We start from the raw sequence: 13,539 nt of genomic DNA, 5'->3' as shown, positions 1-13,539 counted from the left end.
GCAGGGACGCCAAAGCAGAGACACCCGCCGCATTAAACAGCACCACTGTGCCCTCGAAAACCCAGCCGCCGTCGACATGACAAACAGCCCCGAGCAAATCTCGGCAACAGCCCCATGCCACTCTCGAACCGGCGAGCCCTAAAAGCCCTCGCCACAGCAGAGCAGCCTAGCAGCTCACACCGCCAAGCCAGGCTTACAGCGCAGCCTTAACCCGCGTCGCGACCTCTGCAGGCACCCATTTGCTCCATACATCAGACTTATTCTTCAGGAACCATTGGGCAACATCAGACGACTCATCCCCCGACTCCTCCATATAGGCCAGCGTCGCATCCATCTCGGGCAGCGGCACGGAAACCTTGGACAAGAACTCGGTCAACTTCGGTGCTTTCTCTGCAAAACCAGAATTTACAGCTGTAAAGACGGGGTTTTCCGGATAAGCGCTAGGCTGAGGATCCTTGCACTGCGGCGACGTCAGGCACTTATGCTTTTCCGCGTCATATGCCGGCAATTCCAGCTTGACCAGATCCAGTGCTCCCACCAGCGGCGTGGGGTACCAGTAATAGAAAACCACGTTCTGCTTGCGCTTGTAGGCCGATGTCAATGCGGCCTTTTGGGCAGCGCCGGTGCCCGGCGAATACAGCGTGTACGAATCGTCCAACTTCAAAGCATGAAACAGATTCGTGCTGACGACTTCGCAACCCCAGCCTGCCGGACATCCATAGAAACGCCCCTTGGAGGGCTCTTCCGGATCTTTGAACTCATCCTTGAACTTCGGCAGGTCCGCCGCCGACTTCAGCTCGGGCAGACGTTCTGCGGTATAGCGGGGGATAAACCAGGCCTCGCCGCCCATATACACATCACCGATGCGCTTGACCTTGCCGGTTTTCTCGGCTTTTTCCCAAGGCTCGGCCACACTATTGAGCCAAATCTCGGTATTGATATCCAGATCGCCGCGCTCCAGGGCGGCCAACGCCGGCAGCGTTTCCGTAGGCAGAGTTTCGGTTTTGCAACCAAAGCCCTTTTCCATGATGAATCGTTGGACATCGACCAGGACCAGATTGGATTCCCAATTCATGCCGCCAAACTTGACGGGACGGTCGATTTCGCATTGTGCGTCAGCTGCTTGAGCAGTACCGGCAAACGCGAGGAACACCGCTGCAGCGGACAGGGTTTTGACAGGATTGAAACGCATTGGCTTTTGCCTCCATAGGTTCAAGGACACCCCGCTGACCCAATCAGGTTGCGTGATGCCGTGGAGCTAAGGGGGTTGTGCGGAAGACGGGCAGAACCGCCAATACAAACCGACACTAGCAGCGAGACGTGGCGTCGCAGGGGACGTCAGCCTCATCAGACAGCAAACCCAAACAGCAGCCTACGAAAGGCCCCTGTCGGGATGACAGAAATTTGAATACAACTAAATGAAGAAGCCAGCATCTTAGCTGATTTTGACTATCCGACCAACCGCCGCGCCGAATCATTTTGATACAAAAAACCAAAAAATAGCTAGGGAAACCACGCATCGATCAGGCGCAAAGCCCCTGTCTACGCGGTGTTGCACTGCAATATAAATAAGACACTTTTAGTTTCTTCGAGTTTCTAATAGTTATTATTGAGCGAAAAATTTGCCGGCCGCCAGGAGCTTTCGGTCAATTTTTCCGCCGATTTTTCACGAAACGGAACTCGGGGCCGCCACTCTGGCCGCCCCGTACACGACTTGTCCGCCCATGCCAGCGATGAGACAGGCGGACAGGCATCAACCTCACGTGTCGGTATACATATAGGTTCGTCGCCACGGATAGGCGAGATCTGCCGGGTTATCCAACTCGTCCGGCCGCCCCGTCGCCGGCGTCGCGGCCAGCACCTGGTGCAAGGCAATCCACCCATGCTCGAACGCCATCGCGCAACCTGCCAAATACAGCCGGTAGGCCCGCAGCGAACGGGCGCCCTGGTCACCTTGCAAGAGTTGGACGGCGTCGGGCAGACGCGCCTCCAGCGCATCGCTCCATGCCCACAGGGTACGTGCGTAATGAGGGCGCAGATTTTCCACGTCCACGCCTTCCAGGCCACCGTTGGTCATGGCCTCCATCACGCTGCTGATGTGGGTTAGCTCACCACCCGGGAAGATGTATTTTTCAATGAATTCACCCATCCCACTGCCCAGCTCGGCGTTATATAAGCCGGCCGCGGTAATGCCATGATTCATGATCAACCCACCCGGTTTGACCAGGCGGCGCAGCTTGGCAAAATACCCCGGCAGTTGCGCGCGCCCCACGTGCTCGAACATCCCGACTGACGCCAATTTGTCGTAGGGCTGAGACTCGTCGAGTTTGCGGTAGTCCAGCAGCTCCATCCGGACCCGGCCCGACAGGCCCTTCTCCTGGATCAATTTATTGACATAGGCATGTTGATTGCGCGACAACGTGATGCCCGTCGCATCGACGCCGTAGTTCTCCGCGGCCCACAGCAACAGTCCGCCCCAACCTGCTCCCACATCCAGAAAACGCTCGCCCGCCTTCAAACGCAGCTTGCGGCAAATGTGGTCCAGCTTGGCCTCTTGAGCCTGGGCCAGATTCATCTCGGGCGTACGGTAATACGCGCAGGAATAAACGCGGCGCGGGTCCAGCCACAGCGCATAAAACTCGTCGGATAAATCGTAGTGAAACTCGATCTGCTTGGCGTCACGCTCGACGGAGTGGCGCCACACCGAGATCACCTTGCGCACCAGATCCGTCAACCAGCCCCCCCGAGCCGCATCGACCGGAGAACCCGGCAACAGCGCCGCCGCGGCGGCCATGACATCGCGCATATTGCCCTGGATATCGATGCGCCCCTCGACGTAATCCTGGCCCAACACCCCGACCGCCCCTTCGGCCAAGTGAGCCAACGCCGATTTATCTCGCGCAACGAACCGTACCTTTGGATCGGCGGGCCCGACGACGGTGCCATCAGGCAACTCTAACTGTACGGTGACTGGCAATGCATGCAACTTGCGTTCTACAGCAGACAGCATAGGATTCACAGCTTCTCCCCTACATGAAAGAACTGAGCAACTCTAGCCGAAAATCCCCACTCACTGCCAGTCCTGCACGCATGCTAGAATAGTTAGCTTGCTATCTAATTCAGCGAAACGTCAATTTTCCTATCCATGCGCCGTGTTTCTGTGCGGCACGCGCATTATCAGTAGCACAGCCCCTCCCCCAAGCATTCATGCCATCGCAGTCTTTACCTCGCAGTATGCCCGGCTGGCTCATTTTGATGGGCGTGCTCACCGCCATCGGGCCATTCTCCGTTGATATGTATTTGCCGGCTTTTCCGGCAATCTCCGCTGGGCTGCAGGTGCCGCGCGGCGACGTCGAGCGCACGTTGGCAGCCTATCTGGTTGGCTTGGCCCTGGCTCAAATTGTCTACGGCCCTCTCGCCGACCGCTACGGCCGCAAACTCCCCATGCTGGCGGGACTGGGCATATACACCCTCGCTTCGTTGGGCTGCGCGTTGGCCAGCACTATCGAGATGCTGACGCTATGCCGCGTACTGCAAGCCTTGGGCAGCGCGGCCGGCATTGTTATTCCCCGCGCAGTGATTCGCGACCACTACGAAACCCAGGACGCGGCACGCGCCATGTCCATGCTGATGCTGATCATGGGCCTGGCACCGATTCTGGCGCCGCTGGTCGGTGGACAATTGCTTTTCTTCGTCGGCTGGCGCAGCCTGTTTTGGCTGATGGCGGCCGTCTCGCTGGCCATGATCATCGCCACCATGCGGATCATGAAGGAATCCCTGCCCCCGGCGCGCGTACAACCGCTACGCGCCAGCGTCATCGCTGAGAACTATCTGGCTCTGCTCAGGCACCGACGCTTTATCGCACACAGCCTGGCCGGCGGGCTGGGCTCCGCCGGCATGTTTGCCTACATCATTTGTTCCCCTCGGGTATTTATCGAGTACTACGGTATCGCGCCCGAGCACTACGGGCTGCTGTTCGGCGCCAACGCCGCCGGGCTTATCATCGGCTCGCAAGTCAGCGCCCGGCTGCTACGCAAACGTTCCCCCATACAATTACAGCGCGTCGCCCAAAATGCCTTGGCTGTCGCCAGTCTCGTGGCCCTGGTCCTGGCTGTGACCGGATGGATGACATTACCGCTGCTGATGGCGTGCCTGATCGGTTATATGTTCAGCCAGGGGTTCGTCAATCCCAACTCGGCCGCGCTGGCCTTGTCGGAACAAGGCATGCGCCTCGGCGCCGCATCGGCTTTGCTCGGCACGCTGCAAATGTCCTGTGGCGCGATCGCCGGCGTGGTTGTGAGTACTTGGCAGGCAGACGGGCCATTGCCGCTGGCCACTGTCCTGGCCTGTTGCGCCACGCTGTCCTGGCTATCCGGCCGCATCGCCCGCCGGGGCCCGCCCCTCTCGCTGTAGAGCCAGCCTGCGCGCAGGGAAACTGGGATGTTTTCCCCTTTGACCAACACTCCTTGGCCTAGCTATTGATTTTTCTCGCCTTTTCGTATTAGAATGGCGAGCTTCGTATGAAGTTTTCCCGTGAGTAGCCTACTATGCTTTGTAGCTACCACTTTCGACCAGCACCCCGTGTATAGGTACAGCGGGCGGCGGGTAGCGGGTATAAGCACAGGCGTAAAGCCTATCTACCTGTCTTTCCTTCCCCAGCTTCGCCATACGCGGCCAGAATACTTAGAGGTAAAATCATGGCACGCGTATGCCAAGTAACTGGCAAAGGCCCGATGACGGGCAACAACGTTTCCCACGCTAACAACAAGACCAAGCGTCGCTTCCTGCCCAACCTGCAATCGCGCCGGTTCTGGGTCGAGAGCGAAAACCGCTGGGTTCGCCTGCGTGTTTCCACCAAGGCCATCCGCATCATCGACAAGAACGGCATCGACGCTGTCCTGGCCGACCTGCGCGCCCGTGGCGAACTGGCCTGATCCGGCCCCATCACAATCTAGGAGCAAGACATGGCCAAAGGTATCCGCGAAAAGATCAAGCTCGAGTCGACTGCCGGCACGGGCCACTTTTACACGACCACCAAAAACAAGCGCAACATGCCCGAAAAGATGCTGATCAAGAAATTTGATCCCGTCGCTCGCAAGCACGTTGACTACAAAGAAACCAAGCTGAAGTAATCCAGCCTGTTTTCGACGTCGTAAAAAAGGCCTCGCACCATCGCGAGGCCTTTTTCATTGCGGATCATGCATCATTGCCGCCGACATCGCCAGTGGGCCTGAACGGCCGTTGATTGCACTCTCGGAAAATACGCGCCGTACAGCCCGCACAGATATCGGGATCCAAACGCTGGAAAATCTGTGCGATCGCGGTCGCCTTGTCCGGAAAGATATGGTCCTCGCCCAGATAGTCGACAAACCCCATGCGGTGCCACATTTGCATCACCTCGGGCCGGGGTCGATGAAAATACAGGTCGCCCCCCATTTCGCGCCGCTTACGCAGCTCGTATTCCCACACCAGCGCCCCTGCATGATCGATGAAATTCATGCTTTTCGTCATCACCAGCAGATGGCGCTGCGCATTGGACTGGCTACGCAACGCCTGCAGCCGATCAGCGACGTGAGCCACAGCACCAAAATAGACCGAGCCCTCCATGCGCAGCAATTTCAATTGCGGACATTCGGGCATCTCGTCCGAGTTCCCTTCGAGCACGGCAAAATGACGATCGGGATCGCTCGCCCTGAATCCCATCGTGCGCATGGCAGGGTGCGAGGTACGATGCAGATATGTCATGAGCGACAGCAAGGTCCCCAGCAAAATCGCGATCTCCATACGGATCGTCACCGTCGCCACCATGGTCGCCAGCGCAATCAAGAACTCGTTGCGCTGCACACCCGCGATACGCCGCCAGTGCGGCAACTCCAATAAATTCCACGCCACCAGCAACAGCAGCCCTGCAATCGCCGCATACGGAATTTGTGCCAGCAAAGGCGAGCTCACCGTCACCAGCAACATCAACAACACCGCGGCAAATACCGCAGCCATGGGGGTACGCGCCCCTGATTCGAAGTTGGGAATCGAGCGATTCAGCGAGCCGCAGGACAAATAGGACGAGAAAAAACCGCCCACGATATTCGAGAGCCCCTGCCCCATGAATTCGCGATTGGCGTCGATCGCCTGCCCCGACCGCGACGCTACCACCTTGGCAATCGAAATCGATTGCGCCAGCGCCACAATGGATAAGGCAAAGGCCAGGCCCAGCAAATCCGGCAAGGAACTCCACGGGACCTCAGGCACATGAAATGGCGGGATAGGCTGAGACAGCTTGCCCAACACCCGAATGCCGCTGCCCGGCTCGGAAAACACCCAGGCATTCAGTGCAGCAGCCACTGCGGTTCCCGCTGCGAGGCCGATCAGCATATGCGGCTTGCGACGATCCCAACGGCGCGCTACCAATGACACGCCGATCGTCACCAGCGCCACCAGCAGCGCCCCCCAATGCAGCTCGCCAAGCCCCCTCGCCACGCCCAGTAATACAGCCCCCGCGCCATGCGCGTGAATACCGTCCAGGCCCAACGCGTCTTTCAACGCATGCACCGCGATCAACAAGGCTGCGCCGCTGGTAAAGCCGAACAGCGCAGAAGGCGAAATGAAATTCGCCAATGCCCCCAACCGCAGCGCGCCGACCAACAACTGCAGAATCCCCACCAGAATCGTGACCGCCAGCGCCATCTGGATATAGTCGTGACTGCCGGCCATTGCCAATGGCGCCAGCACGGCATACAGCGCCAGTGAATTGGCATTCGTCGGGCCCGACATCACATGGCGGCTGGAACCAAACAACGCAGCCACCACACAGGGCACTATGGCCGAATACAGCCCATACTCGGGCGGCAAGCCCGCCAAGGTGGCAAACGCCACCCCTTGCGGCAGCACCAGCAACGCCCCCAGCAGCCCGGCAAAAGCATCGGCCCGCAGCGAGGCAGGTCCGACATCATGAATCCACGTACCAAATATGCGATTTGCCAACTTAGCCACGCGCTGCATCTTCCTATTGTGATGAGGATTGTCGGCCGGGTCCGATTCAACGCCACGAGTTCATATTAATGGGCAGGCGATAGACCAGCGACAACGCACCGCTTATAACCAGCGGGCATATAGGGTAATCCCATGCATTGATGCGTGCAATGCACAGTGGCAATCACATGGACATTCTTACGGGCGGGTACCCGCTACCATCCAATGAGCGGCCCGATTTTGTTGCAGGACACGGCATATCCGCACCTAGCTCGTCCCGCCACCGCGCCTCGCCCGCATCGCCTGACTGATATCTGACAGCGCCAGATCGTCCAGCAATCGCGCAGCCATGGGCAACAATTCGTCTTCCTCGCGCTGAATATGCTCGGCATACTGCGCACAAAACTGCTCGACACCGGCCTCGTCGAGTTCGGCAGGCTGCCCCGCACTGACGGCCTCCAGGGGATCATGCAAACGGCGCCACAGGGCCTCCAATTGACGGTGTTCCTGCGTCAAGCCATCCACCATCTCATGCAGACATCTCGCGTCCGAACCGGCCATGGAATCGATCAGCGCGGGAAAGAGATCGGCTTCTTCGTCACGGTGATGCAGCACGGCCGCCGTATCGAAGTATCTCAGCACGCTGGCGGCCGCCGTCTGCGCCACGGCATCGGAACCATGTTGGGCCACATGCGCAGCCAACCGCCGCAGCGTGGCGCATTGGCGGCCCATACGATCATGGCACGCCGAAAGCAATTCCAACGGCGCATCCAGCCCAACGGCCGGTGACGAAAATCCAGGAATATCGACGGTCATGATCGCTCCTTTCCTGTTATTGTGCCGCGCGGCTCACGACCTTTCTGTCATGGCAGCGCACCGCTCAAACCGGCCGTCCTCGCTATTGAACGGCGCCGCTCGCATCTACCCCATGGCCTGCCGCCACCACAGCCGCACCGTATCCCAGGTGCGTACCATGATCCCGGCCTGCGGCACCGCATCCAGCGCCACGACCGGCCACTGCCCGGCGGGCTGGCCGTCAACCAACACTTGCAACGATCCTACCTCAGCCTGCGCGGCAATCGGCGCGATCAACGGCTGCTGTTGCGTCACGACCGGTTTGACCTCCGATGCCCGCGGAACCGTCACGTAAGCATCGCGCGCCAGTCCGATACGCACAGCATCCAGTTCGCCTTTCCAGACCTGCGGCGTGTCCATCGCCTCACCCTTAGCATACAGCTTGACGGTCTTGAAGCTCTGGAACCCCCAGTTCAACAACACCTGACTGTCCTGGGTACGCAGTTTGTCAGAGCCCGTGCCCAGCACCACGCTGATCAAACGCCGGCGCATCTGGCCATCGGGCCGCTCCGCCGAGGCTATCAGACAGTATCCCGCCGAGTCAGTATGGCCGGTTTTCAAGCCATCTACACTCGGATCCAACCACAACAGGCGATTGCGATTCGACTGCGAAATATTGTTATAGGTAAAGGTCCGCACCGAATCATAGGTCTTATACAGATCGGGAAAATCGCTAACCAGACGCTGCGCCAACACCGACAGATCGCGAGCTGTCGAGTAGGTCGCCGGATCGGGCAGGCCATGCGGACTCGCAAAACGCGTTCCGTGCAGCCCCATCTGCCCAGCCTGCTCGTTCATCCGCTGCACGAACGCCTCGACCGAACCCGAGGTCGCCTCGGCCAACGCGATCGCCGCATCGTTGCCCGACTGCACCAACAAGCCATACAGCAAGTCATTGATCGACACGCGCTTGCCTGGCTCGAGAAACATCTTGGAGCTGCCCGGCGCGACTTTCCAGGCTCGTGTCGAAACTGTCACCTGCTGTTGTGCCGACAGCCGTCCATCGCGCAACGCTTGAAACACCAGATAAGCCGTCATGACCTTGGTCAACGACGCCGGCTCGATTCGCGTATCAGGATTGAATGACGCGATTTCCTGACCGCTCGTGGCATCGAGCAACAACCACGCTTTGGCCGTCACCGGCGGTGGCACAACAGCCGCGGCTTGCGCAGGCACACCCGCCACGCAGGCTGCAACGAGCAGCCAGCTGGCACATACTTTCTTGAACAAGAGAACTCCTACTGGGAATCAACCGGACGCCGGCGCACACTACGCCAACGGAAATAGGCGGTACGCTCACGCTCGTCGCGCAGCCGGCCAGCCCGCACACGCAGCAGGTCTTTGCGGCCCACCAATCCCACCAAGCGTCCGGTCGCACGCTCGACAATCGGCACGCGGCCAACCCCTGTCAACGCCATACGATCAGCCACTTGGCTGGCAAGTTCGTCAGGATAACCCAGGAAAAGTTCACGCTCGGCCATCATGTCGCCCAACGGACGTGCGCTGTCTTCGTCCTCCATGGTGCATGCCAGGCTATCGGCGCGCGTCATTTCCCCCACCACTTTGCCTTGTGCATCCACCACAGGATAAGCGGTATGGCGCCGCTGCGATGTCGTGAAATGTGCAATGGCATCGGCCACGCTCATTGAGGCCGGCAGCGTCTGTACCGTGGTCGTCATCACCGCTGACACACGCACCAGATCGAAAGGATCCACGTGATATTCACGCGTGACGTGGTGGCCGCGGCGTGCAATTTTCTCAGTCAGGATCGAACGCTTCAGCAGTAGTACGGTCAGGCCATAAGCAAACGCGCAGGCTGTCAGCACAGGCAACAGCACACTGAAATTACCCGTCAGCTCCACGGCGAATAATGTGGCCGTCAACGGTGCGCGCATCGTGCCGCCCATCATGGCCGCCATTCCCAGCAAGGCCCAGAATCCCGGGCTCGCCTCAGGCAGCAATGGCGTCATCAATGCCCCCAGCGCACCGCCAAAGATCAACAACGGCGCCAACACACCACCCGAAGTCCCTGAACCCAACGCGACAGACCAGATCACCACTTTCACGACCAACAGCAGCAATACGGCTTGAATCGCCAGTTTGCCGGCCAGCAAATCCGTGATGTTGTCGTATCCCACGCCTAACGCAGAGGGCTCGATCATGCCGCCGATGCCGATGACCAAACCGCCCAAGGCCGGCCACCACATCCAATGAACAGGCAGTTTTTCGAACCAGTCTTCAAATAGATACACCAATGAGGTCAGTACGCCAGACCCCAATCCCGCCAGCACACCAAGGCCCGCCCACGCCACCACATGGGGCAACGACGGCTCGCCCACACCTGCATACGGAAAAATCGGAGCACTGTGCAACAACAAAGGCCGTGCCGCTGCCGACACGATGGCTGCCACAGCCACCGGCAAAAAACTGCGCGGCTTCCATTCAAACAGCAGCAGTTCAACCGCCAGCAAAATCGCGGCAACAGGCGTGCCAAACACCGCTGTCATACCGGCCGCGGCACCGGCCACCAGCAGCGTCTTGCGCTCGCCGGAACTCATATGCACCATCTGCGCCAGCAACGAACCGATCGCGCCGCCAGTCATGATGATGGGACCCTCGGCGCCAAAGGGGCCACCCGTACCGATAGAGATGGCCGACGATACGGGCTTGAGCACTGCGACCTTGGGCTGAATGCGGCTTTTGCCAATCAGGATTGCTTCCATGGCCTCAGGAATACCATGACCGCGAATTTTCTCTGAACCGTAGCGCGCCATGAAGCCGATGATGATGCAACCCACCACCGGTACGGCAACGGCCCACCACCCCAAGGCATGACTCGCAATCGGCAGCTCCTCCAACGACAGGCGGCCGAAATAGGCCAGGTTGGTACACAGCGTAATCAAGCGCAGCAACAGCCACGCGGCACCCACGCCAGCCAAACCAACCAGCACCGCCATCAACATTAATAAAAGGACCCGGCGGTCCGTCGTGAAATCACCTAAGCGCGACGTGCCAGGCGTACGCGCAGAAGACATAGAAGCAAGAGGAGCCATATGAGAAACGCAGGATTAAAGAACAGAGATCGCAGCGACAAAAGCAAACAGGATCGGCCGCCAAACCGATCCCGAAAAATATCGTATCACGATATAAATTACAGCTAACTGAGATTGCAATCGGCCGTGTCTTTGTCACGAAAACAACATGTTTTAAGGGGTCAACGCAAAGAAATACGCACACAGCGCCTGAAGTTCCGCTATCATCGGGCGCGAGGTGCCACGTGCCGATCTTCGGTACCGAGCTCACTCGCGTTCTCAACATACGGATTTCGACCATGGCTACCAAAGCAAAAGCTCCCGCCAAGAAAGTCAGCAAGACCGCTGCCAAAGCCCCTGCCACCAAGGCTGCGGCTAAGAAAGCACCTGCCAAAAAGGCAACCGCTGCCAAGACCGCTGCAGTAAAAACGGTTGCGGCTCCCGTCATCAAAGAAGCGCTGAACAAGTCGCAGTTGGTTGCTCACCTGGTCGCACAGACCGGCGTGGAAGCCAAATCGGTCAAGGCCGTTCTGGCCGGACTGGAAAACGCTGCACTGGGTTCGGTAAACAAAAAAGGCGTTGGCGAGTTCTCTCTGCCTGGCCTGCTCAAAGTCACCGTGCAAAAGGTTCCTGCCAAGGCCAAGCGCTTCGGCAAAGACCCGTTCACCGGCCAAGAGCGCTGGTTCCCGGCCAAGCCCGCTTCGGTCAAGGTCAAGGTCCGTCCTCTGAAAAAACTGAAAGACGCCGCTCAGTAAATCTGCGCATAGTCCCTACAGTTTGATCGGCAAGGCCCGTCTCGCAAGAGGCGGGCCTTGCCGTTTTTGCGCCCGGCGTTTGACATTCAAAGCCAGTCCTTTTATCTTTATATCAAAATACTTCATGTAAAGATAACCATGCGCGATCACGTCGATTTCGTACTCGGCCAATGGCACGAGCAATGCCCCGAACTGAACGTTTCCAGCATGGCAGTCTTCAGCCGGCTGTTTCGCCTGCATACGCTGGCTGCCCGCGAGGTGGACACCACTTTTCGCGAATATGGCCTGCATCAAGGTGAATTCGACGTGCTGGCCACGCTGTATCGCGCGGGCCCGCCACATGCATTGAACCCGCAGGCCTTGGTCGGCGCCCTCTTGCTGTCTTCCGGCGCCATGACGCATCGTCTGGATAGTTTGCAACAAGCCGGTCTGCTGATCCGTGCGCCGAACCCCGACGATCGCCGCAGCGTCATGGTGTCTCTGACACCTCAGGGATTGCGCGTCATCAAAGCCGTGCTGGATGACTACCTGATCAAGCTAGAGGAGCTATTGAGCCCCCTATCTGCAGCCGATCGCAAGCATCTCGCGACGCTGCTGCGCCAACTGCTCAGCGCGCATGACGCCAACGCCCATTCTTCTTGACTGCAGTCCCTCCCATGTCTCACGCCCCCTCCGTCCGCGCCCCCACATTGACCACGCCCATCATTTTGTTGATGTCCGCGGCCACCGGGCTGATCGTCGCCAGCAATTACTACGCACAGCCCTTGCTGCATACCATCAGTCAGCAATTCGGCTTGAACGAAACCGCTGCCGGCAGCATCGTCATGACGGCCCAGCTATCGTATGCCGCCGGTCTGATGCTGCTGGTTCCCCTGGGCGACATGCTTGAACGCCGCGCATTGATCGTGTCCATGACCCTGCTGAGTGCGCTGGGCTTGTTGATTTCAGGCTTTGCCAACAGCTTTCCGATGCTGCTGGCAGGCACCGCCGCCACAGGGATTGTGTCCGTAGTCGCCCAGGTCCTCGTGCCATTCGCCGCCACATTGGCTGCCCCTCACCAGCGCGGCAAGGCCGTGGGCACAGTCATGAGCGGCCTGTTGCTCGGCATTCTGCTGGCACGCACGGTAGCAGGAGGGCTCGCTGAACTGGGCAGTTGGCGCACGGTCTACTGGGTCGCTTCAGGATTGCTGCTCATCATGGCGGCGGCGTTGTGGCGCGTATTGCCGCGTTATAAGGCCAGCACGCATCTCAGCTACACAAGCTTGCTGGCCTCTATTTTTCATCTCTACGCACGTGAGCCCCTGTTTCGGGCACGCTCGCTGCTGGGGGCGTTGATCTTCGCCTCTTTCAGCATGTTCTGGACGCCACTGACGTTCCTGCTGGCCAATCCCCCCTATTCGTACAGTGACAGCACCATTGGCCTATTTGGCCTGGCGGGCGCGGCAGGCGCTTTTGCCGCCAATCGATTCGGCCGTCTCAACGATCGTGGACGCGGCAATCTGGCGACGAGGATCGGACTGATACTGTTGGCGGCCTCGTGGATCCTGCTCGCACTGGGAGCACACTCGCTGGCAGCGCTGCTGATCGGTGTCGTCATGCTGGACATGATGATCCAAGGCGTTCATGTCACCAACCAGACCTCCATCTATCGACTGCAACCCGACGCCCGCAGCCGACTCACCGCTGGTTACATGACGTCTTATTTTATCGGCGGCGCAGCCGGCTCACTGATATCGTCGTTCCTGTACGCTGCTGGCGGATGGCTGGCGGTCTCGGCCGGGGGACTGGCTGTGAGCCTGGCCGGCCTGGCCTATGCCGCCTGGTCCCCGTCGGCTCGCATCCCCGAAAACCCGCCCCCGGCCCCTCGCGGCTAGGGACTCTCTATAATCAGGGGTTTGACCGTCGTTGCGTTACGCAACGGCGGCCCA

Annotated in this window: 12 protein-coding genes; 6 read left to right on the top strand and 6 right to left on the bottom strand. The window is 59.2% G+C overall.

What is annotated here, in order from left to right:
* Positions 1 to 193: 193 nt before the first annotated feature.
* Together ACYVIT_RS10215 and ACYVIT_RS10210 are read right to left on the bottom strand one after the other, a co-directional pair.
* Entirely contained in the window at positions 194 to 1,192 is a 999-nt protein-coding gene (locus ACYVIT_RS10215) for an ABC transporter substrate-binding protein (RefSeq protein ID WP_415808481.1), read from the bottom strand.
* Positions 1,193 to 1,759: 567 nt separating this feature from the next.
* The gene (locus ACYVIT_RS10210) at positions 1,760 to 3,019 is read right to left on the bottom strand and encodes a class I SAM-dependent methyltransferase (protein ID WP_415808482.1); all 1,260 of its coding nucleotides are present in this window, start codon (positions 3,017 to 3,019) and stop codon (positions 1,760 to 1,762) included.
* A gap of 188 nt (positions 3,020 to 3,207) precedes the next feature.
* Between ACYVIT_RS10210 and ACYVIT_RS10205 the strand changes: the two genes are divergently transcribed.
* From ACYVIT_RS10205 to rpmG, 3 genes are all read left to right on the top strand, one after another.
* Positions 3,208 to 4,413, top strand: coding sequence for a Bcr/CflA family multidrug efflux MFS transporter (locus tag ACYVIT_RS10205; RefSeq protein WP_415808483.1), 1,206 nt, complete (start codon positions 3,208 to 3,210; stop codon positions 4,411 to 4,413).
* Between the two features lie 284 nt (positions 4,414 to 4,697).
* A complete protein-coding gene (gene rpmB, locus ACYVIT_RS10200) occupies positions 4,698 to 4,934 on the top strand; it encodes a 50S ribosomal protein L28 (RefSeq protein ID WP_415808484.1) in 237 nt (78 codons plus the stop codon).
* A 30-nt stretch (positions 4,935 to 4,964) separates the two neighbouring features.
* Positions 4,965 to 5,132, top strand: coding sequence for a 50S ribosomal protein L33 (rpmG, locus tag ACYVIT_RS10195; RefSeq protein ID WP_003810296.1), 168 nt, complete (start codon positions 4,965 to 4,967; stop codon positions 5,130 to 5,132).
* Positions 5,133 to 5,196: 64 nt separating this feature from the next.
* On the opposite strand, the gene ACYVIT_RS10190 is transcribed toward rpmG, so the two are convergent.
* The 4 genes from ACYVIT_RS10190 to ACYVIT_RS10175 all read right to left on the bottom strand — a co-directional run bounded on the left by ACYVIT_RS10190 (position 5,197) and on the right by ACYVIT_RS10175 (position 10,859).
* The gene (locus ACYVIT_RS10190; RefSeq protein ID WP_415808485.1) at positions 5,197 to 6,999 is read right to left on the bottom strand and encodes a SulP family inorganic anion transporter; all 1,803 of its coding nucleotides are present in this window, start codon (positions 6,997 to 6,999) and stop codon (positions 5,197 to 5,199) included.
* A 237-nt stretch (positions 7,000 to 7,236) separates the two neighbouring features.
* Complete coding sequence (locus ACYVIT_RS10185; RefSeq protein ID WP_460478192.1) at positions 7,237 to 7,785, bottom strand: hemerythrin domain-containing protein; 549 nt, start codon at positions 7,783 to 7,785, stop codon at positions 7,237 to 7,239.
* Between the two features lie 105 nt (positions 7,786 to 7,890).
* Positions 7,891 to 9,054, bottom strand: coding sequence for a D-alanyl-D-alanine carboxypeptidase family protein (locus ACYVIT_RS10180; protein ID WP_415808487.1), 1,164 nt, complete (start codon positions 9,052 to 9,054; stop codon positions 7,891 to 7,893).
* 8 nt (positions 9,055 to 9,062) lie between these two features.
* Complete coding sequence (locus ACYVIT_RS10175; RefSeq protein ID WP_415808488.1) at positions 9,063 to 10,859, bottom strand: chloride channel protein; 1,797 nt, start codon at positions 10,857 to 10,859, stop codon at positions 9,063 to 9,065.
* A gap of 296 nt (positions 10,860 to 11,155) precedes the next feature.
* On the opposite strand from ACYVIT_RS10175, the gene ACYVIT_RS10170 reads away from it, so the two are divergent.
* The 3 genes from ACYVIT_RS10170 to ACYVIT_RS10160 all read left to right on the top strand — a co-directional run bounded on the left by ACYVIT_RS10170 (position 11,156) and on the right by ACYVIT_RS10160 (position 13,485).
* Positions 11,156 to 11,611 carry an HU family DNA-binding protein gene (locus ACYVIT_RS10170; RefSeq protein WP_415808489.1) on the top strand — a complete coding sequence of 152 codons (456 nt, stop codon included), beginning with the start codon at positions 11,156 to 11,158 and terminating at the stop codon, positions 11,609 to 11,611.
* Between the two features lie 138 nt (positions 11,612 to 11,749).
* A complete protein-coding gene (locus ACYVIT_RS10165) occupies positions 11,750 to 12,253 on the top strand; it encodes a MarR family winged helix-turn-helix transcriptional regulator (protein WP_415808490.1) in 504 nt (167 codons plus the stop codon).
* Positions 12,254 to 12,267: 14 nt separating this feature from the next.
* Complete coding sequence (locus ACYVIT_RS10160; RefSeq protein WP_415808491.1) at positions 12,268 to 13,485, top strand: MFS transporter; 1,218 nt, start codon at positions 12,268 to 12,270, stop codon at positions 13,483 to 13,485.
* Positions 13,486 to 13,539: the final 54 nt, after the last annotated feature.

It is taken from the genome of Bordetella muralis, from assembly GCF_054781015.1.
This window is presented reverse-complemented; position numbering and strand designations above follow the sequence as displayed.

What these genes read in the sequence shown, in the direction of transcription:
- ACYVIT_RS10215 (WP_415808481.1), bottom strand. Translation starts at nt 1,192, where the DNA reads ATGCGTTTCAATCCTGTCAAAACCCTGTCCGCTGCAGCGGTGTTCCTC.
- ACYVIT_RS10205 (WP_415808483.1), top strand. Translation starts at nt 3,208, where the DNA reads ATGCCATCGCAGTCTTTACCTCGCAGTATGCCCGGCTGGCTCATTTTG.
- rpmB (WP_415808484.1), top strand. Translation starts at nt 4,698, where the DNA reads ATGGCACGCGTATGCCAAGTAACTGGCAAAGGCCCGATGACGGGCAAC.
- rpmG (WP_003810296.1), top strand. Translation starts at nt 4,965, where the DNA reads ATGGCCAAAGGTATCCGCGAAAAGATCAAGCTCGAGTCGACTGCCGGC.
- ACYVIT_RS10190 (WP_415808485.1), bottom strand. Translation starts at nt 6,999, where the DNA reads ATGCAGCGCGTGGCTAAGTTGGCAAATCGCATATTTGGTACGTGGATT.
- ACYVIT_RS10185 (WP_460478192.1), bottom strand. Translation starts at nt 7,785, where the DNA reads ATGACCGTCGATATTCCTGGATTTTCGTCACCGGCCGTTGGGCTGGAT.
- ACYVIT_RS10175 (WP_415808488.1), bottom strand. Translation starts at nt 10,859, where the DNA reads ATGTCTTCTGCGCGTACGCCTGGCACGTCGCGCTTAGGTGATTTCACG.
- ACYVIT_RS10170 (WP_415808489.1), top strand. Translation starts at nt 11,156, where the DNA reads ATGGCTACCAAAGCAAAAGCTCCCGCCAAGAAAGTCAGCAAGACCGCT.
- ACYVIT_RS10165 (WP_415808490.1), top strand. Translation starts at nt 11,750, where the DNA reads ATGCGCGATCACGTCGATTTCGTACTCGGCCAATGGCACGAGCAATGC.
- ACYVIT_RS10160 (WP_415808491.1), top strand. Translation starts at nt 12,268, where the DNA reads ATGTCTCACGCCCCCTCCGTCCGCGCCCCCACATTGACCACGCCCATC.